The following is a 24762-nucleotide window of genomic DNA, read 5'->3' on the forward strand; positions in this document are numbered from 1 at the left end:
TTAAAGGCATATAACTTAGTGAATTTGGATGAACAAGGGAGGAATATTTTATGAAACTGTATGATAAGCCATCAAAGGAATTAATGGACAAACTGTTGCCATATAAAAAATCAATAGAAAATATAGAAATATCTAAACCTATAAGTCATAATAAAAAGCTTTACAGAGAAGTAATATTTGTAAAAAAATTTACTAAAAATTTAAGTGTAGAACCTGAAAATTATATGTATATAGATGAGGATGATAATATTGTAGAAGATAAGATTCTATGTGAAAGGTTAGCTAGAATTTTTTATTATATGGATATATATTTAAATGAAGAAAAGGGAAGTATACTAGCTGCACTTCAGGATGAAGCAGATATAAATAAAGATAAAAATGATTATGAAAGTGTTCTAGAAGGGTTAGAAATTATAAAAAAAGGTCATCCTGAAAACATTGATAAGGTAACGTATGTAATAGAAAGGTTGCCTTTACTTAGGGTGAAAACTAACGAGAAATTAAAAAAATTAAAGGCAGTAATAGAAGAAGAAAAGGAAAAGAATGAATATTTTAATGAAAGAATGATTGAAGTATTACATCCATATTATAGACAGGTTATGGAAGTGAATTATGAAAAAATATTACTTATTGGAAAAGGTAAGGATTACTATTCTGATATTAAAAAGAAGGCAGATAAGAAAAGAAGAGTAAATAGCATTTTATTTAATACAAGACATAATGAAAAACTTATGAGAACAAATTATTTATTAGGTTATTATAATAATTTACTTAAATCATATGGCAACGTTCTAAGTATGAATTACAATCAATATATGAGGACTTTAGATAATGCTGGTATGAAAATGGCAGCTAATAAAATGTATTTATTAAGAAATAATGTAATGAAAAAGTAAAAATCATATTAATAAGTATAAAGTGAAATACTTATAAACTCCTATAATTTTTATAGGAGTTTAAACTGAAATCTTAATTTATAGCTTTATTAAATGAGAATTTTAATGGATGATTATAGATTAAACAGAGTAAATAGACTGTTTAGTTGATTAAATTTTTTACTCTAGATATAGTTCTGAAAATAGTTATAGGAAAGGGAAAGCTTAGGATAAAACTAAAATTTAGTTTATAATAGTATTATTGACATATTAATTTATCCATATATAATTTAAGTTATGTTTAATTTAATTTTGAAGAAGGTATAAAATATGAGTAATAAGAGTTTATTAAATAAGTTTTTATCCTTTTCTGTAGGAAGTTGGATAACTTTTTTGATTGGAATAATTAGTACACCAATTATAACAAGAATGTTTTCGCCAGTACAATTTGGTATATATTCTCAGTTTGAATTGTATTCTAGTTTAGTTATGATTATATTAGTATTTGGTATAGATCAAGCTTTTGTAAGATTTTTTTATGTTGAAAAAGAAGAAAATAGAAAGCTGTTATTATTAAGATGTGTAAAAATTCCAGCTATAATAAATATATTGTTAATAATTTTAGCCATCATATTTAGAGAGTATGTATCTAAATTCATATTTGGAAGTTATAATTTAATATTTTTAATAATTATTATAGTTCATGTAAGCTTTTTATTAATTAATAGGTTTGCATTATTAGTTGTTAGAATGCAACAAAAATCTAAAACATATTCATTATTAATTGTTATGAATAAAGTGTTTTATTTATTTATGATATTTATTGCAGGATACTATCTTAAAGATAATTATATGGCTTTAGTTTTAGCACTATTATTTTCTAATGTTGCAGTTACTATAATGGCTATAATATGTGAAAGAGAATATTGGAATATATTTAATATAAAAGATGGTGAAATGAACCTACAAACTGATACGAAAGAAATTTTAGTATATGGTGCACCATTGGTTATAACAGCGGCTATACATTATATTTTCCAATCAGCTGATAGAATTGCAATACAAAGTTTTTGGGGGGCAGAGGAACTAGGGATATATAGTTCGGCAGCAAAGGTTGTTGCATTACTTACTATACTACAGGGCTGTTTTACTACGTTTTGGGTACCAGTAGCTTTTGAAAGATATGAGAAAAACCCAGAGGATGTAGAGTTTTTTGAAAAGGCAAGTTTAATTGTAACTATTGCTATGTTTTTTTGCACTATTGGATTAATTTTATTTAGAGACATAATTATTTTATTTTTAGGTTCTGAATATAGAACTGCTGCGTATATAATACCATTTTTAAGTTTTATGCCAATAATGTACACAGTTTCAGAGACTACTGTTTTAGGAATTAATTTTAAAAAGAAGCAAAGAAAGCATATATACATATCTGTAGTTTCATGCGTTGTGAATATAATAGGAAATTTCATATTAGTTCCTAAATTAGGAGCTGTAGGCGCAGGAATTTCTACAGGATTATCTTATATAGTGTTTTTTTCAATAAGAACATATATAGGACTTAGATATTACAAAGTAAATTATCATCTTAAAAGATTCTATATAATGACTTTTGCATTGTGTATATACACATTTTATGCTACATTTTTCAAATTTGGGTATTTATATATTTTATTAGGTATTTTAGAATTATTATTACTATATATTCTTTATAGAAAATATATTAATGCACTGATTAATATGTGTAGGGATTTATATAAAAAGAAAATAAAAAGATAAAATAAAACCTATTAAAATCAAATTTTATAAAATTTATTTTAGTAGGTTTTGTTTTTATTTTGTAACACAAAAATAAATAAAAAGAATAAAATATATTGTGTAAAAAAATAAATTTAATTGAGTTTATTCTTAGTTAAAGAATAAATGAGAAAATTATAAAATAATAAATATATTTTTGCTATGGTTAAAGTATTATTTGGGGGAGATGTAATGAATAAAAAATATAGAAATACAAGAACGATAAACTTAAGAAGAAAGAAAAGGGAAAAAAGGAAAAAAAGAAAAAAGATATGTGCTACCGTAATAGCAATGATTTTAATTGTATCTTTAGGTATGATATCTAAACAAATATATGTAAAAAATCATAGCTGTAAAATTTTAGTTAACAATGAACAAACTGTTGAGGAGATTGAACAAGCAACTGAAAACTTGAAGGGGAAAACTATAAGATTAAAAGGTAGTGATATATATAATAAATATATAGAAATGAGTAAATCCCTAAAAAGTAAAAATATTGTTTTGGTAAATGGAAATAATATGCTAGAAAAGTTATTAGCTATGCCATTAGCTAGTTATAAAAATGCATCAGTGTTAGTTATTGATAATGATAATATACCAGATGATGTTAAAAATGAAGTGAGTAGGATAAATCCTGAAGAAGTATATATAGTAGGAAATGACACAAGTATATCTAAAACTGTTGAAAGTCAGATTGATTCAAATAAGAAAATAAAAAGGATATGCGGAAAAGATATATGTCAGTTAAGTAAAAATATAGCAAAAGAGATGAGCGGATATAATACTGTTTTTGTAGCATCAGAACAAGATAAGGATAAAAATACACTAATAGCATCAGTAGCATCAAAATTAAAAGCTCCTATTTTATTTTCAACAAAAGAAGATGTAAAAAATAACAAATTTATAACTAAAGTTGAAAAAGAAAATAGATATATTTTAAATGAAGGATTATTTTCTAAAGAAAAATTCAATGATGAATCTTTAATAGATATTAAAGATTTCAATAATTCTAGTATAAAAATAAATAATAAGTTTTTTACAAAGTCTAATTCAATTATAGTTTTAGACTCAAAGGAACAAGAAGATATATTAGCATCTTCAATGCTAAAAAGACCAATAGTTTTCTATAAAGATAATATTACAGAAGATGAAAAAGGCTATTTAAAAAATAGTGATTTTAAAAATATATATTTTGAATCAAAAATACCTAACGAATTTCTAGAAAAAACTTTAAATATAAAAAATAATTTAGAACCTGGAGAACTTAAGTTTACTAAACCTAAAGCAGCATTTTTCTTTAGCCATCAAGATGATGTAATACTATTTGCTCATTCAGCAATAATGAATGCAGTAAAAGAGTTAGGACCAGAAAATGTTAAAGTTGTTCTTATAAACAGAGGAAATGGATCTTTTGTTTATAAAAGAATAAAATCAGGAAAATTAAGTCCTAAAATACCATCGACAATGACATTAGAAGAATTCGCAAAAGCAAGAACAAATGAATTTGACAAAGAACTAGATGCCTATGGAATACCTGATGAAAATAGAACATATTTAGACATACCAGATAGTAGTACTAAAGAACATATAGATGAATTAAGAACGGATATAAGAGAGTTTATAAGTGATGGACAGGATTATCAATTCTTTACTTTTAGCTATTTTAAGGAGCCACAAAGTGATCATTCAGCATTAGGCAGAGTATTTAGAGAGCTTTATGATAATCAAGAAATAGATAATGTATATTTTGTAAATAAACCTAAGGCTTATGAGGCTTTAGATAAAGATGTTAAGTTTAGTACCAATATAAAGACAGATGAAGATATGCAAACTGTTAGAAATGCAATGAACTCATATGCTGTTTATGAACCAGAAAATGGATTATATGGTATAGGGATAATATCAGTTAGGGATATGTTTGAAACTTTAGAATATAATCTACAAAATGGCGGATATATATATGGAACTATACCAGGACAAAAAGATAGTAATTAATAAGGCATAATCAAATAAATAATAGATCAGTATTCTCGCATATTTGGGCTATTATTTATTTTCATATGACTAATATAAAAAAATAAGCTCTAGAATTATTAAAATTCTAGAGCTTATTTTAATTTACGTCTATATAAACAGCATCTTCTTCTTTAACTACTTTTATATATTCAACATTAGGGTCTTCAGTCCCTTGAACATAAAGACCGGTGTCTTTTAGTTTTTGAACATAATTTATTATTTCTTGTGTAATTTTTTCACCAGGACAAAGTACTGGTATTCCAGGAGGATAAGCCATTAAAAATTCGCCGCTTATCATTCCAACACTATCAGAAATTTTAACAGGTGTATTAACACTATTAAATGCTTCACTTGGTATTTGCATTTGCTCTGGAATTGGTGGTATATCTATAAAATCAGCTTTTTTAGCACCTTTTCCGTAATATTCATCACTTATTTCTCTTAATGCAATAAGTAATCTTTCCATGCCATCTTTTGTATCACCAAAGGAACCTACAATAAGAATATTATATAAGTCTGAAAGCTCCATTTGAATATGATACTTATTTGATAAAATCATATCTAAATCATATCCAGTTATACCTAAATCTCTACAAGTTATAGTTATTTTAGTAGGATCGAAAGCATAAGCACCTGATTTCCCAAGTATTTCTTCGCCAAAACAATAAAAACCAGGAATTTTATTTATTTCTTCACGAACATAATTTGAAAGTTCTATTGTTTTATCTAAAAGTTCTTTTCCTTCCAAAGCAATTTGCTTTCTAGCAGTGTCTAGAGAAGCCATAAGGATATAAGATGGTGATGTTGTATGCATTAAATTTATAACTTGTCTAACTCTTCCAATGTTTATTCTTTTAGAACGAACTTGAAGTAAAGATCCTTGAGTTAAAGCTCCAATAATTTTATGAGTACTTTGAGCACATATATCAGCACCAGCCTCCATAGCAGACATTGGAAGTTTTTCATTGAAGTTTAGATGAGGTCCATGTGCTTCATCTACTATCAATGGTATATCATATGAATGCACAATATCTGCAATTTTATTTATATCTGTAGCAACACCATAATAGGTTGGATTAATAATTAAAACAGCTTTAGCATCTGGATGTTCTTTTAAAGTACTTTCTACAGTTTCAGGAGAAACACCATGAGCTATACCAAGTCTTTTATCTAGCTCAGGTTGCATATAAACAGGTATTGCACCAGCTAAAATAATTCCTCCAGTTATAGATTTATGTACATTTCTAGGGATTATAATCTTATCTCCAGCACCTACAACAGAAAGTATCATTGCTTGGATAGCCCCAGATGTACCGTGTACTGAGAAAAAGCAAGAATCTGAACCATAAGCATCAGCTGCAAGTTCTTGAGCTTTTTTTATAGGACCTGTTGGATGGTGATAACTATCAACAAGTTTAAAAACAGTAACATCAATTTTAAAAGGATTTTCACCCATAAAATCCTTGAATTCTTTATAGGCACCAATGCCTTTTTTATGTCCAGGAACATGGAATGGTAGAGTATCTCTATTAACATATTCCATTAGGGCGTCAAATAGCGGTGTTTCATGTTGATTTAACTTATACAATCTAATCCCCTCTTTCTCTATAAATAAAGCATCTCAATGCTTGTTAAGCGTAGAAATATAATTTTTACAATGAATATATAAAACATGTTTTTGCAAAAACATGTTTTACTGCTACTCAAAATATGGACAAAGATACCCATATTGAGATTATTCCTTATTCAACGTATTCCATTTTGCATAAGCTACTTTGGTTGATACAGCACTTCAAAGGTGTAAATTCCCATCTAGACAACGATACATACCTATAAAATCTTTTTTAATATGATTATTTATAGGCTCGTAGCATTCCATCTCCTTTCTATTTACCAATAAGCATTATCAAGATTCTACTCTATAGTTATAACAGTACTTTCGCTCTGTTAATATTTGTTTTTCGCTTATTTCGTAACCTTTTTCGATGAAAAGATAAAAGTATTTTATAGTCATGATGGACTTTACGTATATTTAATTACTTTTTTCAATAAATTTAGCAACTATTTATTGTTCCTTAATTTAAAACAAATTAATTATAAGATAATAAAATTGTAAATGCAATAGATTTTACTTTAATATAAAATTCCAAATTTAACTTATACATTAAGACTTTGAATCCAACTAAAAAATAGCAATAACTATTCATTAATATATTGTTTAGGTTAATTTTAAAATTTTTTCTTTATTAGAGTATTAAGATATTATTTTACAATTTTATATAATATTCATTAATATATATTTTGCAATATATATTATTTTATTAGGTATATTTTAATATTGTATGATATAATTCCCTATAAATGAATTTTAGTTGTATTTATTAATATTTTTATTTCAACATACTATGTTGTATAATATTTAAAAGGAATTGTAAAGTTTTAGATTTAAGTAAATATAATAAAAATATTTTATGAAAATTATATTTTGTATAATATTGTTTTCATATGGTAATATACTTAAATGAAATATTTTTAAATAACAACTTAAATAATGTAGATTTAGATTTTATAATTTTAAAAATCGTATTATTAAACTTAGTTTACAGTAAATTGAGTTTTTAATACATTAATTTAAACATTTAGATTAGGATGGTGAACTATGAATAATATAGAAAGTCATTTTTTAAACAAATTGTCAAAAATTTTATTTTTGGAAATAAAAGAGGGAACTAAATTTAATTCTTATGAATTTAAGGAAAATGTTTATTTACCAGTAAGAAGTGAAGATGTAGTTGGAAAGGCAAAAGATGGAGATGATTTAAAAAACATTCCAGTAACATTATTTTTAGAAGGAATATTTTTTGTTCTAGGCTGTGATAAAAAATTTAAGTTTAATGAAGTATACAAAGAAATAATAAGGGATATAGATGGTAGCGTGAAATTTATTAAAGGTATCATATTTAATAATGTAAAAAATGAAAAATATGAGGATGCATATATATTATTGAAGGGGCTTTTAGAAATAGAAAAAGCAAAAGAAAACTATAATAAAGCGCTATTATTATTGGATGGATTAAGAAATAAAAATACTAAATATAAAGAAGAAGAACTTCTATTGATAGAAGAATGTAAAAAAATAGATGATTTCAGCACGCCATATTTTTATGAAGCAATACTAAAAAAAGAAGATAAAGATTTAGAAGGTGCATTATTTGCTATAAATCAGTATATTTCTTTAGGTGGAGAACAAACAAATGATGTTTTAGAGTTTAAAAATTCCCTTGAAATAATAGGGAAATATGAAGATGGTAAAGAGTTAGTCTATGAAGATCCTAAGGCAGCTTTAGAAATATTGTTACCCTTAATAGACCAATTAGGAAATACAGTAGAAATTTATTATTATGTTGCTATTGCATATAGAGTTTTAGAGAATAATGAAAAAGCTATATATTATTTAAATGAAGCTCAAGCAATAAATAGTGACGATGTAGCTGTAGTTAATGAATTAGGAATAAATCTTGCATGTATCGGTGATTATCAAAATGCAATAAGATATTTTAGAGCAGCATTTGAAGTTACAAAAGAAGTAGATATATGTACTAATTTAATTATGTGTTATTTAAACTTAGGGGACATGGAACAGGCGAAAGTTCATTTAGAGTTGGCAGAAAAAATTAATCCAGAAGATGAAGTATTAAAGGAAATAAAAAAATTAAATCTTAATTAATCTTCCAATGTAAAATGTAAAAAATGTTTCAATTAACAAAGAAAAAATCAGATTTAAATAGAATGGATTTTATATAAATGCTAAAATTATAATGAAAAATGACAATAACAATGGTAAAATGGCATTAAAAGGTTAAAAAAGCAGTTGATTTATTGCAAAAATGTTGTAAAATTATAAAGGGATTTGAACAATTGATATAATAACAGTTTTTTATGAATTTTTATTAATTAAGAATAAGATTATTTATAGAATAAGAATCCTTTAAATAAAATGATATGAATAAAATTTGTATTAAACAATATAAAGGCTTAGGAAGTGAAATTATGAAAAATGACAAAAGAATAATGATATTAGATATTTTGTTCGTAATATTATCATTGTATATAGCCTTAGTTTTAAGATTTGATTTTAATATTACAAAAAACTATCAGTTATTTTTTAAGGTCTCTATAATACCACTTATTATTTTCACATTATTTTTCAATAAAATATTTAAGTTGTATGATAATATATGGAAATATGCATCTATTGATGAATTGTTTTCTATAGTATATTCTGTTAGTTTAACAAATATAGTGTTTGTGATTTATAGCTACTATATAAGTTATACATTTTTAAGAAGTCCATATTATAGATTTCCTATGAATGTTCATATAATTTTTTGGGTGTTAAGTGTTTTAAGCTTAGGCGGTCTTAGGTTTATACTAAGATTATTAAGTAATAAAGAAACACCAAAAGGAATTTGTGGAAAAAAAGTTAATACTCTTTTAATTGGCGCAGGTGATGCTGGAGCTTTAATTATAAAAGAGGTAAAAAAACATTCGGATTTGAGCTACAATATAGTTGGAATTATAGATGACAATGAGAATAAAAAAGGAAAGCGTATTAATGGAATAAAAGTATTAGGTGGAAGAAAGTCTATAGTAAAAGCTTGCAATGATTATAAAGTTGAAGAAATAATTTTAGCAATGCCATCAGTAGAATTACATGATAAAAAGGAAATATTAAACATATGCAAAGAAACTAAATGCAAATTAAAAACAGTTCCAGGTGTATATGAACTTATGAATGATAATTTTAGCATGGGACAACTTAGAGATGTAAATATAGAGGATCTTTTAGGCAGAGAACAAATTAAGTTGGATAATGAAAATGTTGATAAGTATATAAAAGACAGAGTAGTATTAGTAACTGGTGGAGGTGGATCCATAGGTTCTGAGTTATGTAGACAAATAGTAAAGTTTAAACCAAGATTATTAGTAATACTTGATATTTATGAAAATAATGCATATGACTTAGAAATGGAGTTGAATAGAAATCATCCACAACAAGAGAAAAAAGTTATTATAGCATCAATTAGAGATATGGAAAGATTAAGAGAAGTATTTAGTAATTATAAACCAGATGTTGTATTTCATGCAGCAGCACATAAGCATGTTCCGTTAATGGAAAATAATCCAGCGGAAGCAATAAAAAATAATATTGTAGGAACATATAATCTTATGAAGTGTTGTGATGAGTTTAAGGTAAAAAGAGTTGTTCAAATAAGTACAGATAAGGCAGTAAACCCAACAAACGTTATGGGTGCAACTAAAAGATTTTGTGAACTTATAATTCAAGCATTTGATAAAATAAGTAAAACTGAATTTGTTGCTGTAAGGTTTGGAAATGTGTTAGGTAGTAACGGATCAGTTATACCATTATTTAAAAAGCAGATAGCAAATGGAGGACCTGTTACAGTTACACATCCTGAGATAACAAGATTTTTTATGACTATACCAGAAGCTGCTCAACTTGTTATACAAGCTGGTGGAATGGCTAAAGGTGGAGAAATATTTGTATTAGATATGGGTAAACCTGTAAAAATGGCTGATTTAGCAAAGGATTTGATAAGCCTTTCAGGCTTTAAGCCAGATATAGATATTAAAATAGAGTATGTAGGATTAAGACCAGGAGAAAAACTATATGAAGAACTTTTAATGGATGAGGTTGCATTAACATCTACAGACCATAAAAAAATATTCATTGAAAAACCTATGGATGTTGATATGAAATTTATAGAAAAGTCTGTTGATGAATTTAGAGAAGTGCAAAAAATAGAAAAAGAAGATATAATATCTTTACTAGAAAAAAAAATCCCAACATATAAAAGAAAACAAAATTAATATAAAATAATTGAAATACGGTATATAAGATTAAATAGTATAGAAAAACATATAACTGATAAAACTAAATCTATAATATTTATTTATAATTTAAATCAGTAAAAATACAATTTATAGATTATATAAGATAATAGTACTAAACATTTGCTTTACCACTATGTCCAGAAATAACTTTCAATTAGTAGCATATGCAACTGATAAGTTAAAAGAGTTTTTTCAAAAGTAGTGCAAAATAGATTAGTCTAACTTGAATTAGGAGGAAGTAAAATGTCAAATAAATTAAAAGAAGAATTATTATTAAAACTAAAAAATAAAACTGCTAAATTAGGGGTAGTTGGCTTAGGTTATGTTGGATTACCATTAGCAGTAGAAAAGGCTAAAGTTGGCTACGAAGTAATCGGTTTTGATGTTCAAGATCAAAAGGTTGCAATGGTAAATGAAGGACGTAACTACATAGGCGATGTAGTTGATGACGATTTAGCTAACTTAGTTAAAGAAGGAAAATTAAAAGCTACAACAGATTTTAGTTTTGTTTCAGAAGTTGATACTGTATGTATAGCTGTACCTACACCATTAGATTTATACAAACAACCAGATTTATCATATGTTGTAAGTTCAACTAAAAGCGTAGCTAAATATTTACATAAAGGAATGTTAGTTGTTCTAGAAAGTACTACATACCCAGGAACTACAGAAGAGGTTATAAAACCTATATTAGAAGAAACTGGATTAAAATGTGGAGAAGATTTCTTCCTAGCATTCTCACCAGAAAGAGTTGATCCAGGTAATAAAGATTTCAATACTAAAAATACTCCAAAAGTTGTTGGAGGATGTACAACTTGTTGTACAGAAGTAGCTGCTCAACTATACAGAAATGTATTAGAAGGAGAGATAATGGAAGTTTCATGTCCGGCAGTTGCAGAGATGGAAAAAATACTTGAAAACACATTTAGAAATATAAATATAGCATTAGCTAATGAAATGGCTATATTATGCAAGAGAATGGGAATAGATGTTTGGGAAGTTATAGATGCAGCAAAAACAAAACCTTATGGTTTCATGGCATTCTATCCAGGTCCAGGATTAGGTGGACACTGTATACCACTAGATCCGTTCTACCTAGAATGGAAAGCAAAGGAGTATGATTATCACACTCAATTAATAGAGACTTCAGGAATAATAAATGACTCTATGCCAGAGTTTGTTATTGAAAATGTTATGAATCTATTAAATGGAGATAAAAAAGCACTTAATGGTTCTAAAGTATTAGTTATGGGAGCTGCTTATAAGAAAGATATCGATGATATGAGAGAATCTCCAACACTAAAAGTAATAGAATTATTAGAGAAAAAAGGTGCAAATGTTTTAGTAAATGATCCATATATCCCATCATTTAAACATAAAGGTAAAGAATATGTATCAGTTGAGTGGGAAAAGGAAATAGAAAGTGCAGATATAGTTCTTATAACTACAGACCATACTTGTTATGATTATGAAGCAATAGTTGAAAAAGCTAACTTATTATATGATACTAGAAATGCTACTAAAAATGTTAAAAACAATAGACATAAGATAAACAAACTATAATTAATTATTGCACTTTGTTTGAAATTGAAGCACATAGGGTTATTAACTATGTGCTTTATCTAATAAAAAACGGGGAGAAATTTTATGAATATACTAGTAATATCTCATATGTATCCTAATAATTATAATGAAAATAATGGGATATTTATTCATAAACAAGTTAAAGCATTAAAAAGCTCTAAGGAAAATGTGAATATAAAAGTTATATCACCAATTCCTTATACACCATACATACTTACATTACTTTCAAAGAAATATAAAGGATATTATAGTATACCTAAAAAGACTGTATGGGAAGGGATAGAAGTTTTTTATCCTAGAGTAGTTTTTCTACCTAAAAATTTAAATTTTAGATCTTCAGGTAAAATTTTATATAAAGGAATTAAAAAGATAACATCAAAATTATATAAAGAGTTCAAGTTTGATTTAATACACGCACATGTAGCATTACCAGATGGATATGGAGCTATTATGTTAAATGAACATTTTAATAAGCCTTTATTAACAACAATACACGGTCAAGATATGAATTATACAGTTAATTTAGATGAGGATTTTAAAAATAAAGTGGTTCATGTATTTGAAAAATCAAATAAGGTTATATTTGTAAGTAATAAATTAAAAAGAGAAGCGGAGAATATAACTGGGCAAAAAAATAATTATGCAGTTATACCTAATGGTATAGAGTTAAATGATATTGTATCAAAAAAAAGCAAAAGTATATCCCAGGAATTTCACGGGAAAAGATATATTTTAGTTGTTGGTAATTTAATAAAAACTAAAGGTATAGATTATGCTATAAAAGCTTTTTCAGATATACATAATGATTATGAAGATTTAAATTTAGTTATTATAGGAAGAGGAATTGAAAGAGAAAATTTAGAGAAGCTAGCTTTTGAAAATGGTGTTGCAGATAAAGTTATCTTTAAAGGTGCATTACCTCATAATATAGTTATGGAATATATGAAGAATTGTTATATTTTTGTGTTACCTAGTTATAAAGAAGGTTTTGGAGTGGTTTATATAGAGGCTATGGCACATGAAAAGTTAGTAATAGGGTGTAAGGGTGAAGGAATTGAAGATGTAATAGAAAATTTTAAAGATGGTATATTGATGGAACCAAGAAATTTAGAAGACTTAACAAATAAAATGAAATATGTACTAGAAAATGATAGCATAAGAAAAGACATAGAAAGAAATGCTAAAATAAAAGTTGAAACTAAATATACTTGGACTCAAAGTGCTAATAGTTTATATAGTGAATACTTAAGATTGTATCAATAAAAAGTGAATAGGAGCTTAGGTGATGAAAATATGTATACTCACAACTGGTCATAGTCCAACAGACTCTAGAATATTTCATAAGGAAGCGAAATCTCTTTTAAAAAAATATAAGGATATAACCATAGTTGCACCATATGAAAAAGGAATTCACGAAATTGATGGTATAAAAGTAGTAGGTATAACAAAGCCTAAAAATTTAAAAGATAGATTTCTAATTCTAGAGGAATTAATAGATAGGGCCATAGAAGAAAAAGCAGATATATATCATTTTCATGATTTTGAAATTATATATAAAGCAAAAAAAATAAAAAAGAAATTACCTAATTGCAAAATAATTTATGATGTTCATGAGCATTATCCGGATATGGCTAATATGTCAAATAAGATACCAAAGGTGATAAGACCTTTATCTACATTTTTTGTAGATAAGACTGAACTTATTATTTCAAAGGGATTTGACTATATAATTACTGCAGATGAAGCAGTTGAAAAAAGATTTAAGGTAGTAAATAAAAATGTAGAGGTAATCCATAACTTTACACAATTTATTCCTGAAAAGAAATATGATGTAGAAAAAAAATATGATATGATTTATCAGGGAGGAATTACAATCGAAAGAGGAGCATTACAAATTCTTAAGACTGTTAATATAATTAAAAATAAATATAAATATAAAGATATAAAAATGATATTTGTAGGTCCCTTTGGTTATGATAAGTGTGAAGATATTTTAAAAGAATATATTAAGGATAATAACTTAGAAAAAAATGTAGAATTCACAGGAAAAGTAAAACATGCAATGGTAAGAGAATATATGTATAAATCTAAAATAGGATTAGTTACATTATTACCATTACCTAAATACTTTAAAAATATACCTACTAAACAATTTGAATATATGAGTTGTGGTATACCTGTAATCGGAAGTTATATGCCACCTATAAAGGATTATATTACTGCATACAATTCAGGATTAGTAGTTAATCCAGAGGATGAAAATGAACTAGCAGAAAACGTTATTCGTCTTTTGCAAGATGATAAATTAAGAGACGAAATGGGTAATAACGGTATATATTCTATAAAAGAAAAGTTTAATTGGAAAAAAGAAGAAGAAAAATTATGGAAAATATATGAAGAACTTTGTAATAGAGAAGCGTAGGAGGGAATTATTATGAAAAAATTTAAATTTGCGGTTATAGGTTGTGGAAGAATATCTTACAAGGGCGTAGAAGCTATAATAAATAATAAAGAAGAGGCTGTTTTAGTAGCCACTTGTGATGTAGCAGAAGAAAAAGCTATCGCTAAAAAAGATGAATATATAAAAAATATGAATTGTGAATGTGATGTTAAAGTATATACAGATTATAAAAAAATGATTGAAGATATGGAAATTGATATAGTATACATTGCTACTGAAAGTGGATATCATCCAGAGATAGCAATATATTGCATGAATAAGGGAATAAACGCTATAGTTGAAAAACCAATGGCTTTATCTGTAAAAGATGCTAATGAAATGATAGCTGTTGCTAAAAATAATAATGTTACTCTATCTATATCTCATCAAAATAGATTTAATGCACCAATACAAAAATTAAGAAGTGCAATAGAAGCAGATAGATTTGGTAGACTTGTAAATGGTACAGCAAGAATACTTTGGAATAGAAATATGGGATACTATGAGCAAGCACCATGGAGAGGAACTTGGGCTCAAGATGGTGGTACATTAATGAATCAATGCATACATAATATAGATCTTCTTCAATGGATGTTAGGTGGAGAAGTAGATACAGTATATGCTCAATGTGACACATTCTTAAGAGATATAGAGGCAGAAGATTTTGGAGCTATAGTAATAAGATTTAAAAATGGAGCTATAGGAATTGTTGAAGGTAGTGCATGTGTATTCCCTAAAAATTTAGAAGAAACTTTAAGCGTTTTTGGAGAAAAAGCAGCAGTATGCATAGGTGGAATGGCTGTTAATAAAATTGAAACTTGGAGATTTGAAGACGAATTAGAAAAAGAAGAAGATGTAATAAAAGAAGCATCAGGTGAAGTTGACAATGTTTATGGTGCTGGACATACAGCATTATTTAAAGATGTTATAGATGCTATAAATAATGGAACAGAGCCATTAGTTAGTGGAGAACAAGGAAAAAAAGCTATGGAAATAATTCTTGCAGCTTACAAATCAAGATTAACAGGAATGCCAGTTAAGTTCCCAATGGAAAACTTCGCATCAATTGAAATGAAAGATATAAAAAAATTAAAAAACTAATTTTTTAAGTAGAAAGTGAGAACGATGATGAATTATATTTCAGATAAAAGTAAAATCGGACAAAATGTAAAAATAGGAAGATTTGCTGTTATAGAAGATGATGTAGTTATAGGTGATAATTGTATTATAGGACACAATGTAGTTATTCATAGTGGAACTGTTATAGGTGAAAGTGTAAGAATAGATGATAATACAATTATTGGCAAGTTGCCTATGAGAGGTGTAAATAGCATATTTAAAGATGAAGAAAAATTAGAACCAGCTAAAATCTCACATGAATGTTTGATAGGTGCATCTGTTATAATTTATGCTGGATGTACTATCGGAAGTAAAACTCTTATAGCTGATATGGCAACAATAAGAGAAAATGTAACTGTAGGAGATAAGAACATAATAGGTAGAGGTACTACTATTGAAAACTTCTGCAAAGTAGGGAATAACTGCAAAATACAAACAAATGTGTATTTAACAGCATATTCAGAAGTTGAAGATAATGTATTCATCGCACCATGTGTTGCAACATCAAATGATAATTATGCAGCCCGTTCTAAAGAAAGATTTGGAAAGTTTAAGGGAATAACAGTAAAAAAAGGTGGCAGAATTGGAGCAGGAGCTGTAATTTTACCAGGAAAAATAGTTGAAGAGGATGCGTTAGTAGCAGCAGGAAGTGTTTTAACTAAAGACGCCCCAAAGGAAAAAATAGTATTAGGAAATCCAGCAAAAGTATTTAGAGAAGTTCCAGAAGACCAACTTTTAAAAAATCAATAATAACTTAAAAAAGTTAGTTTTATATTTAGTATGATAATATGAAAGAATAAGGGGTGTGTATATGACTAAGTTATGTATATTAGCAGATGCTGATAGCATTCACACACAAAAATGGTTAGATTATTTTTCAGGGTTAAATTATGATATACATTTAATAAGCATGAGGGAAAGTGACTATAAATATAGTGGAAACGTAAAAACCTATGTTTTAAAGCCCATGTATAAGAATAAAAGTAGTTACATTTTCTTAGCGCATAAGGTTAAAAAACTTGTAAAAAAGATAAATCCAGACATACTACATAGTTATTATGCATCTAGTTACGGTTTTTTTGGAGCTGTAAGTGGTGTTAGACCGTTTGTAGTTTCAGTTTGGGGAAGTGACGTATATCTTTTCCCAAAATCGAATGGTATATATAAAAAAATATTGAATTATGTATTTAATAAAGCAGATGTATTATGTTCAACAAGTTATGACATGGCAAAAGAAATAAAAAGCTATAATAGTGAAAAAGAAATTGTAATTACACCTTTTGGGGTGGATGTTAATTTATTTAGTAAGACATCAGAGATTTTTGAAAAAGAAAGTATGACTATAGGTATAGCAAAAAGTCTTGAAAAAATTTATAGCATAGATACTTTAATAAAGGCTCTAAGAATGGTTATTGATAGAACAAAAGATACCAATATAAAATTAAAAATTATTGGTGATGGTAGTGAACGAAAAAACCTTATAAATCTTACTGAACAATTAAATTTAAATGAAAATGTTGAATTTGTTGGAAGAGTTAAAAATACAGAAGTTCCGCAATATATAAATAAAGTTGATGTGATGTGTTTATGCTCATTAAGTGAAAGCTTTGGAGTATCTGCAATTGAGGCATCAGCTTGTGAAAGACCTGTAATAGCTTCAAATTGTGGTGGATTAAAAGAAGTTATAAAAGATAATGAAACAGGACTTCTATTTGAACCACAAAATGAAAATGAATTAGCCGATAAAATTGAATATTTATATAAGAATAGACGTGTGGCTAAGGAAATGGGAAAAGAAGGTAGAAGAGTAGTGTTAGATGTGTATGATTGGGAAGAAAATGTTAAAACAATGTCAGATTTATATGAAAGATTATAATTTGGAGGTATTTGAATTTGAGTTATGCAAAAAATATAGCTAGTAACTTTATCACACAAATAATGATAATGGGTTTTTCATTTATTACTAGCTTGTTGATAACAAGACAATTAGGTCCAAGTGGAAAAGGTGATTTGGCATATTTAACTTTAATTATATCAACCATATCAGAATATGGACATTTAGGAATAACATATTCGTTACCTTATTTCTATAAGAAAAGTAAAAGTTCGCCACAGGATATATTTAATACTAACATTTTAACAATAATTGCTATATCTTTAATAATTACAATGATTATTATTGGATGGAAAATAGGTGGAAATTTAAATTATAATTGGCTAATAATAGGAATAATGATAGTTACTATTATTGGATCATTATTTGCAAATTTATTTACATCTTATTATGTTGCTGATGAAAAAATATACATGGCAAATAATATAAATTTAAAAAATAATTTTATGAAGACAGCAGTATTACTTATTTTAGTATTCACAGGATGGTTGAACTTAGTATCTTATTTAGGCGTGCAACTTATATTTATATTAATAACAATACCTTTATTATTTAGAAATGTAAGAGCATATAAGTTAAATTTAAGTTCTTATGATAAAAAATTATTAATAGAGCAGCTTAAATTTGGTGGAATGATATATTTAGGAAACTTATTTGTTTTCTTAAATTATAAGCTAGATCAATTTTTAGTTCGTGATATGTTAGGACAAGTACAATTAGGAATATACAGCGTATCTGTTACTTTAGCAGAGATGTTATTTTTAATTCCCTCTAGCGTAGGAACTGCTATAACTGGAAGACTATATAATATTTCAGATGATGCACATGAGCAAAGAAAAATTACTACTGCACTTACAGTTAAGTATGTTTTCTATGTTACTCTAATTTTTTCTATAGGAGCAATACTATTTAGTCCATTAATTATTTGGCTTTATGGAGAGGAGTATGCATCATCTCAACTTCCCACTCAAATATTATTTGTAGGTATAGCATTTGCTTCTATTGGAAAAGTGTCCGGAGGATATTTTCAAAGCATAGGAAAACCATATATACATACGATTATTGCATTTTCAGTATTTATGATTAATTTTGCCTTTAATTTAATATTAATTCCTAAATGGGGTATTAATGGGGCTGCAATAGCATCTACCATATCATACACGGTATATGGTTTTATATATTTGGGAATGTATATATTTAAAGAAAAAATTTCGGCTAAGCATTTATTAGGAATTAGTGAAATTGATAAAGGTATAAAAGATAGAGTAGTAAAATCAATAAAAGCAAGGCTAGCTAAGAGGTGATTAAATGAAAAAAGCGGATTTAAAATTATCTAAGGATAAAATAGTAAAGTATAAATTTTCTATAGCCATTGTAAGTATTGTAATTTTAAGTTTAATAATTACTTTAATGATGACATGGAGAAAATTTGACCCCAATTCATTTAAAATAGAATTTCCAGATAAGAAATTAGAAAAAGCGATTAAAGATGAATTAGGAATTAGATGGAGAAGTTTATATATTGAAGATACTAACCGTGTATCAGTTTTAAATTTAGCAGATTATGAAATAACAGATTTAACTGGTATAGAGAATTTTAAAAATTTAAAAGAGATAAACTTAAATAAGAATAAAATAGAAAATTTGGAACCATTAACAAAATTGCATAAACTTAATACATTAAAGTTTGATGATAATAAAATATACGATATAAGTCCTTTAGGGAATGTTAAATCATTGATGAATTTAAGTTTAACTAATAATTATATTACAGATATTAGTTCATTGGCATCTTTAAATAATTTAGTTGAATTAGATTTAGCTAAAAATAATGTATCAGATGTGACATCTTTATCTAATCTTCAAAGTTTACAAAGATTGAATTTAACTTTAAATAGAATAAATTCGATAGAATCTCTAACGGAGTTAAAAGAATTAAGATTTTTAGATATTACATCTAATTATATAAATGATGTAAATTCTATAAATAAAATAACATCATTAGAAGAATTGAAGATGAATAATGATGGAATTTCTAACATGCCTGATTTATCACCACTAACAAATTTAGAAGTTTTACAATTATCAAATAATAAGTTAACTAACATAGATTTTGTAAAAAATAATAAGAATCTTAGAGAATTAAATATATCATATAATGACATTAGTGATATTAGTCAACTTGCTAGTTTAGAAAATATAGAGATACTAAACATAAGGCTAACTAAAGTTAAGGATATAAGTGTATGCTCAAATATGAAGCAGCTTAATGAAATCTATTTAGATAAACATATAAATAGAGAGCCTATAAAACATTTAGTTAATAATTTTAGTCAAGCAGATGATGAAACAAAACTATATCTACTAGAGGAAAGGTATAAGTAATATGGATATTATATTTTTCAAGTTAATATTAATATTTTCAGGATTAGCACTTTCTGCTTATTTATTTTATAAGGCATCAGGTACGTTAATGCCTAATAAATTAAATTTAATTTCATATACCTTTTATCTTATTATTTTACAATCATATATAGGGGTTAGTTTAGCATATTTAGGTGATAGAAAGCACTATATGATTGGATATATTATAGAAGATAAAAATATAGATAAAACTTTCTATTTATTATTGTTTACCATTATAGTAATGCCATTAACTATATTATTAATTGAAAAAATATTTAATGTTGATGCTAAAAGAGACTATGATATATATTTAAAAAAAGAAGTTGAGACAAGTAATGAAAAAAATGTATTTTTAATTACAGCAGCTGTATCAGCATTTTGCATAATGGTAATGACATATATGTTTGTTAGAATTGGTTATATACCAATCTTTAAACTAATATTTAAAGATCCTAATTTGGATTTAGCTTTAGAAAGAATTAGAATATCAAACATAACATCATATGTAGCAAATATTTTTGTATTAACATTCATACCAATGTTATCATATTTAGCATTTACATTTTGTATGAATGTTAAAGATAAAAAGTGGAAAATATTATTTTCTATATTATTCATAAGTTCGATTTTAATAAAAACTTACAATTTTGCTAAGGCACCAGTGGTATTTTACTTATTTGTATTTATAATTATATACATATATGTAAAAGGAGAAATAAAATTAAAATTATTTATTCCATTAGTTGCATTTTTAGGAGCAATTATATTTGCTATGTATGCTTTAAATGGAAGGTTAAATCATATATTTAGTATCTATGAAGGGCCACTTGGAAGAACTATATATACTCAAGCAGTTACTCTAATATTCCATATAGATTTATTTACTTCAGGACTGCCGTTACTGATGGGACGTAGTTTTTCGCCTACAATATTGTCATTGGTAGGTATAGGGCAAAGTCATATAAGGTCTGCTAGAGTTGTTATGACTTATTATGGGAGTAGAAATGTATATAAAGGTATAGCTGGAGTTATGAATGCTATGTTTATTGGAGAAGCTTTTGCTAATTTTGGTGTAAAAGGTGTGGTATTTGCAGCAATATACATGGGTATACTGTTTGGAGGTATATTTATAATATTCTTAAAATGCAAAAAAGATCCTATAAATATAACTTTATTTGCAGTTTTAACATCAAATTTTGCAATAACAAGTCAAGCAGGATTCTGTGATTTTATGTATAGTTCTAGTACTATTAGTATAATAGCACTTTTGATGTTTATAAAATACTCTACGTTCATATTTGAAAAGTTAAATATAAAGTCATTAAAAAGAAACTAGTAAATATAGATAAGCATACATAATTAATATTTTAAAATTATGATTTGCTTATCTTATATTATTAATAAAAAAGTTTATTTTGGAGGAAAATATGCAAAAAAAATGTATAGTCCATTTACCATTTTACATAAATACAGAGCATCCATCAGGATCGCAAATAAGACCAGTTAAAATAATTAATGCATTTAAAGAAATAGGATATGATGTAGAAATTATAAGTGGATATGGTAAAGAGAGAAAGACAAAAATAAGTATTGTTAAAAATAATATAAAAAATGGAATGAAATATGATTTTGTTTATAGTGAGAGTTCTACAGAACCAACACTATTGACAGAACAACACCATCTACCAGTATATCCAACTTTAGATTTTGAATTTTTAAAGTTTTGTAAAAAGAATAATCTTAAGGTAGGACTATTTTATAGAGATATATATTGGAAATTTCCTATATATAAAGAAAGTGTTGGATTGTTGAAAAGAACATTTGCAAGCTTTTTTTATAAATACGATTTAAAAAAATATAATAATATATTAGATATTTTATATTTACCTTCAATGGAAATGAAAAAATACATATATGAGATTAAGAATTTAAATGTAAAAGAATTGCCTCCAGCAATAGATTTAAAGAAAGATATAAATGTAAAGAACTCTATTGAAGATAATAGTCTAACTATATTTTATGTAGGTGGAATAACAGGGTTATACGATTTAGAAAAGCTTTTCTTAGCTGTATCTAAATGTAAAAATGTAAAACTTATAGTATGTTGTAGGGAAAATGAATGGAAAAAATCAAAGGATAAATATGAACAATATTTAACTGGAAATATAGAAATTATTCATAAATCAGGTAATGAGTTGGAATCCTATTATAAAAAAAGTGATATTGCAAGTCTATTTTTTGAACCATCTGAATATAGAAGTTTTGCAATGCCTTTAAAACTTTTTGAATATATGCAATATGAAAAACCAATAATAGCAACTAATGGAACCGCTACGGCTAAATTTGTAGAAAAGTATGATATTGGATGGAATATAGATTATAATGTTGAAGATTTAATTGAATTACTTAATAATATAGGTAATAATAATATTGAAATATCTAATAAAGTTAAGAATATATCAAATATATTAGAAGATAACACATGGAAAGCAAGAGCATTGCAAGTATCTAGAGATTTACAATAATTAAGAGGTGAGATAAATTATGAAAATAGTAACTGTAGTTGGAGCTAGACCACAATTTATAAAGGCTGCAGCAGTATCCAATATATTAAGAAAAAAACATACTGAAATTTTAATACATACAGGACAACATTATGATACAAATATGTCAGAAATATTTTTTGAGGAATTAAATATTCCTAAACCTAATTATAACCTTTCAGTAGGTTCAGGCGGACATGGTAAACAAACTGGAGAAATGATGGAGAAACTAGAGGAAATTTATAAAAAAGAGAAACCAGATTGTGTTTTAGTATATGGCGATACTAATTCTACATTAGCAGGTGCATTAGTTGCTAGTAAAATGTTAATACCAGTAGCTCATGTAGAAGCCGGACTTAGAAGTTTTAATAAAAATATGCCAGAGGAACAAAATAGAATTCTTACAGATCATATTTCTAAATTTTTATTTATTCCAACTGAAAGTGCAAAGTTAAATTTAAAAAATGAAGGTATAAATAATGGTGTTCATAATGTTGGAGATGTTATGTTCGATGCTGTATTACATTTCAAGACTATAGCAGCACAAAAAAGTAAAATAATAAGTGAATTAGGATTAGAAAAAAATGAATATATATTGACAACTATACATAGAGCTGAAAATACTAATTCTATAGATAGATTAAGAAATATAATAGAAGCATTAAATGAAAGTAAAGAAAATATAGTCCTACCATTACATCCTAGAACAAAAAAGTATATGGATGATTATGGATTAAAGTTTAATGAAAATATAAAAATAATAAATCCAATAGGATATTTAGATATGCTTTCACTTGAAGCTAATAGTAAAAAGATAGTTACTGATAGTGGTGGAGTTCAAAAAGAAGCGTTTTTTATGAGTAAACCATGTATCACTATGAGGGATGAAACTGAATGGATTGAAACTGTTGAAAATGGATGGAATATAATAGTTGGAACAGATAAAGAAAAAATATTAGACGCTATCAAAAACTTTATTCCTAAAAAAGAAAAAGAAGATATTTTTGGAGACGGAAAAGCAGGTCAAAAGATAAATGATTTATTAGAAGTTAGTATCCATTAATAAAGGAGAGTTTACATGAATTATAGATATACCGTTTCAGTAGTCATTCCTTGTAGAAATGAAAAAAACTACATAAAAGAATGTTTAGATTCTTTTGTGAATCAGACATATCCTAAAGATTTATATGAAGTTTTAGTTTGCGATGGAATGTCTGATGATGGTACGAGAGATTTAATTAAAGAATATGAAGATAAATACGATAATATACATTTAGTTGATAACAAAGGATTAACAGCTCCTAAAGCTATGAATGAAGGAATACGATATAGTAAGGCTGATAGTATAATAATATTTGGAGCTCATGCGTATGCTGATGAAAAATTTGTAGAAAATAATATGAATTTATTATTTAATAATAAAGAGGTAGGTTGTGTAGGTGGTCCCATAGAAACTATTAGTGAAAATGATAAAGGAACAGCTATTGCCTTGGCAATGAGTTCACCGTTTGGTGTAGGAAATGCATTATTTAGATATGCAAAAGAGGAAATGTTTGTAGATACAGTGGCCTTTGGTGCATATAAAAGAGAAGTTTTAGAAGATATAGGTTATTTTGATGATGAATTAGTTAGAAATCAAGATGATGAGATTAACTTTAGAGTTACTAAAGGTGGATATAAGATATTACTATCTCCAACAATTAAATCCACATATTATAGTAGAGGATCCTTTAAAAAACTTTGGAGACAATATTTTCAATATGGTTTTTGGAAAGTTAGAGTAATGCAAAAGCATGGAGGTACACCATCTATAAGACATCTAGTACCAATGGCATTTGTTTTGGGAAATATAGGTGCAGCTATATTAAGTTTATTTTTAAAACCTATATTCTATATTTGGATGTTAGTTTTAGCTTTATACTTAATAGGAGATTTAATATCTTCATTTAAGATAACCAAAGGGAAAAGAAAGCTTTTAAAATACATTCCCATAGTTTTTCCTATATTACATTTTAGTTATGGTATAGGATTTCTAGATGGATTAGTAAATTTTTATGTATTAAAGTCAAATAAAAGGATAAATAAAAATACTAAGACTTCAAGATAGATTAATTAGAAAAGAGTACTTACAATAGAGCATATTAGTGAAAGTATAAATTATAAATTTTAAGG

At 26.4% G+C, this 24762-nt stretch carries 18 protein-coding genes; 17 read left to right on the forward strand and 1 reads right to left on the reverse strand.

What is annotated here, in order from left to right; translation table 11 throughout:
- Window positions 1–50 precede the first annotated feature (50 nt).
- The 3 genes from AZI32_RS00160 to AZI32_RS00170 all read left to right on the forward strand — a co-directional run bounded on the left by AZI32_RS00160 (window position 51) and on the right by AZI32_RS00170 (window position 4667).
- Window positions 51–896, forward strand: a complete 846-nt coding sequence (locus AZI32_RS00160) for a hypothetical protein (RefSeq protein ID WP_061993903.1) — start codon at window positions 51–53, stop codon at window positions 894–896.
- A gap of 309 nt (window positions 897–1205) precedes the next feature.
- Window positions 1206–2654 carry an oligosaccharide flippase family protein gene (locus AZI32_RS00165; RefSeq protein ID WP_061993904.1) on the forward strand — a complete coding sequence of 483 codons (1449 nt, stop codon included), beginning with the start codon at window positions 1206–1208 and terminating at the stop codon, window positions 2652–2654.
- A 210-nt stretch (window positions 2655–2864) separates the two neighbouring features.
- On the forward strand, window positions 2865–4667 hold the full coding sequence (locus tag AZI32_RS00170; protein ID WP_061993905.1) for a cell wall-binding repeat-containing protein: 1803 nt from the start codon (window positions 2865–2867) through the stop codon (window positions 4665–4667).
- 118 nt (window positions 4668–4785) lie between these two features.
- On the opposite strand, the gene AZI32_RS00175 is transcribed toward AZI32_RS00170, so the two are convergent.
- Window positions 4786–6276 carry an aminotransferase class I/II-fold pyridoxal phosphate-dependent enzyme gene (locus AZI32_RS00175; protein ID WP_061993906.1) on the reverse strand — a complete coding sequence of 497 codons (1491 nt, stop codon included), beginning with the start codon at window positions 6274–6276 and terminating at the stop codon, window positions 4786–4788.
- Window positions 6277–7347: 1071 nt separating this feature from the next.
- Between AZI32_RS00175 and AZI32_RS00180 the strand changes: the two genes are divergently transcribed.
- The 14 genes from AZI32_RS00180 (at window position 7348) to AZI32_RS00245 (ending at window position 24697) form a co-directional block, all read left to right on the forward strand.
- Window positions 7348–8415 carry a tetratricopeptide repeat protein gene (locus tag AZI32_RS00180; protein WP_061993907.1) on the forward strand — a complete coding sequence of 356 codons (1068 nt, stop codon included), beginning with the start codon at window positions 7348–7350 and terminating at the stop codon, window positions 8413–8415.
- A 323-nt stretch (window positions 8416–8738) separates the two neighbouring features.
- A complete protein-coding gene (locus AZI32_RS00185) occupies window positions 8739–10580 on the forward strand; it encodes a nucleoside-diphosphate sugar epimerase/dehydratase (RefSeq protein ID WP_061993908.1) in 1842 nt (613 codons plus the stop codon).
- A 267-nt stretch (window positions 10581–10847) separates the two neighbouring features.
- Window positions 10848–12167: a nucleotide sugar dehydrogenase gene (locus AZI32_RS00190; protein WP_061993909.1), complete on the forward strand. Its 1320-nt coding sequence runs from the start codon at window positions 10848–10850 to the stop codon at window positions 12165–12167.
- A gap of 84 nt (window positions 12168–12251) precedes the next feature.
- A complete protein-coding gene (locus AZI32_RS00195) occupies window positions 12252–13451 on the forward strand; it encodes a glycosyltransferase (protein WP_061993910.1) in 1200 nt (399 codons plus the stop codon).
- 22 nt (window positions 13452–13473) lie between these two features.
- Entirely contained in the window at window positions 13474–14610 is a 1137-nt protein-coding gene (locus tag AZI32_RS00200; RefSeq protein ID WP_061993911.1) for a glycosyltransferase family 4 protein, read from the forward strand.
- 12 nt (window positions 14611–14622) lie between these two features.
- Entirely contained in the window at window positions 14623–15729 is a 1107-nt protein-coding gene (locus AZI32_RS00205) for a Gfo/Idh/MocA family oxidoreductase (protein WP_061993912.1), read from the forward strand.
- Between the two features lie 27 nt (window positions 15730–15756).
- Entirely contained in the window at window positions 15757–16497 is a 741-nt protein-coding gene (locus AZI32_RS00210; RefSeq protein WP_199869229.1) for an acyltransferase, read from the forward strand.
- 61 nt (window positions 16498–16558) lie between these two features.
- Window positions 16559–17623, forward strand: coding sequence for a glycosyltransferase family 4 protein (locus tag AZI32_RS00215; protein WP_061993914.1), 1065 nt, complete (start codon window positions 16559–16561; stop codon window positions 17621–17623).
- A 17-nt stretch (window positions 17624–17640) separates the two neighbouring features.
- On the forward strand, window positions 17641–18945 hold the full coding sequence (locus AZI32_RS00220) for a flippase (RefSeq protein ID WP_061993915.1): 1305 nt from the start codon (window positions 17641–17643) through the stop codon (window positions 18943–18945).
- Between the two features lie 4 nt (window positions 18946–18949).
- Complete coding sequence (locus AZI32_RS00225) at window positions 18950–20026, forward strand: leucine-rich repeat domain-containing protein (protein ID WP_061993916.1); 1077 nt, start codon at window positions 18950–18952, stop codon at window positions 20024–20026.
- A gap of 1 nt (window position 20027) precedes the next feature.
- A complete protein-coding gene (locus tag AZI32_RS00230; RefSeq protein ID WP_061993917.1) occupies window positions 20028–21383 on the forward strand; it encodes an O-antigen polymerase in 1356 nt (451 codons plus the stop codon).
- Window positions 21384–21474: 91 nt separating this feature from the next.
- Window positions 21475–22572: a glycosyltransferase gene (locus tag AZI32_RS00235; RefSeq protein ID WP_061993918.1), complete on the forward strand. Its 1098-nt coding sequence runs from the start codon at window positions 21475–21477 to the stop codon at window positions 22570–22572.
- 19 nt (window positions 22573–22591) lie between these two features.
- The gene (gene wecB / locus AZI32_RS00240; RefSeq protein WP_061993919.1) at window positions 22592–23653 is read left to right on the forward strand and encodes a UDP-N-acetylglucosamine 2-epimerase (non-hydrolyzing); all 1062 of its coding nucleotides are present in this window, start codon (window positions 22592–22594) and stop codon (window positions 23651–23653) included.
- A gap of 15 nt (window positions 23654–23668) precedes the next feature.
- Entirely contained in the window at window positions 23669–24697 is a 1029-nt protein-coding gene (locus AZI32_RS00245; protein ID WP_061993920.1) for a glycosyltransferase family 2 protein, read from the forward strand.
- The last annotated feature ends 65 nt before the right edge of the window (window positions 24698–24762 follow it).

The organism is Clostridium sp. ATCC 25772 (genome assembly GCF_001573875.1).
Classification (GTDB): domain Bacteria; phylum Bacillota; class Clostridia; order Clostridiales; family Clostridiaceae; genus Clostridium_J; species Clostridium_J senegalense.

What these genes read in the sequence shown, in the direction of transcription:
- AZI32_RS00160 (WP_061993903.1), top strand. Translation starts at nt 51, where the DNA reads ATGAAACTGTATGATAAGCCATCAAAGGAATTAATGGACAAACTGTTG.
- AZI32_RS00165 (WP_061993904.1), top strand. Translation starts at nt 1,206, where the DNA reads ATGAGTAATAAGAGTTTATTAAATAAGTTTTTATCCTTTTCTGTAGGA.
- AZI32_RS00170 (WP_061993905.1), top strand. Translation starts at nt 2,865, where the DNA reads ATGAATAAAAAATATAGAAATACAAGAACGATAAACTTAAGAAGAAAG.
- AZI32_RS00180 (WP_061993907.1), top strand. Translation starts at nt 7,348, where the DNA reads ATGAATAATATAGAAAGTCATTTTTTAAACAAATTGTCAAAAATTTTA.
- AZI32_RS00185 (WP_061993908.1), top strand. Translation starts at nt 8,739, where the DNA reads ATGAAAAATGACAAAAGAATAATGATATTAGATATTTTGTTCGTAATA.
- AZI32_RS00190 (WP_061993909.1), top strand. Translation starts at nt 10,848, where the DNA reads ATGTCAAATAAATTAAAAGAAGAATTATTATTAAAACTAAAAAATAAA.
- AZI32_RS00195 (WP_061993910.1), top strand. Translation starts at nt 12,252, where the DNA reads ATGAATATACTAGTAATATCTCATATGTATCCTAATAATTATAATGAA.
- AZI32_RS00200 (WP_061993911.1), top strand. Translation starts at nt 13,474, where the DNA reads ATGAAAATATGTATACTCACAACTGGTCATAGTCCAACAGACTCTAGA.
- AZI32_RS00205 (WP_061993912.1), top strand. Translation starts at nt 14,623, where the DNA reads ATGAAAAAATTTAAATTTGCGGTTATAGGTTGTGGAAGAATATCTTAC.
- AZI32_RS00210 (WP_199869229.1), top strand. Translation starts at nt 15,757, where the DNA reads ATGAATTATATTTCAGATAAAAGTAAAATCGGACAAAATGTAAAAATA.
- AZI32_RS00215 (WP_061993914.1), top strand. Translation starts at nt 16,559, where the DNA reads ATGACTAAGTTATGTATATTAGCAGATGCTGATAGCATTCACACACAA.
- AZI32_RS00225 (WP_061993916.1), top strand. Translation starts at nt 18,950, where the DNA reads ATGAAAAAAGCGGATTTAAAATTATCTAAGGATAAAATAGTAAAGTAT.
- AZI32_RS00230 (WP_061993917.1), top strand. Translation starts at nt 20,028, where the DNA reads ATGGATATTATATTTTTCAAGTTAATATTAATATTTTCAGGATTAGCA.
- AZI32_RS00235 (WP_061993918.1), top strand. Translation starts at nt 21,475, where the DNA reads ATGCAAAAAAAATGTATAGTCCATTTACCATTTTACATAAATACAGAG.
- wecB (WP_061993919.1), top strand. Translation starts at nt 22,592, where the DNA reads ATGAAAATAGTAACTGTAGTTGGAGCTAGACCACAATTTATAAAGGCT.
- AZI32_RS00245 (WP_061993920.1), top strand. Translation starts at nt 23,669, where the DNA reads ATGAATTATAGATATACCGTTTCAGTAGTCATTCCTTGTAGAAATGAA.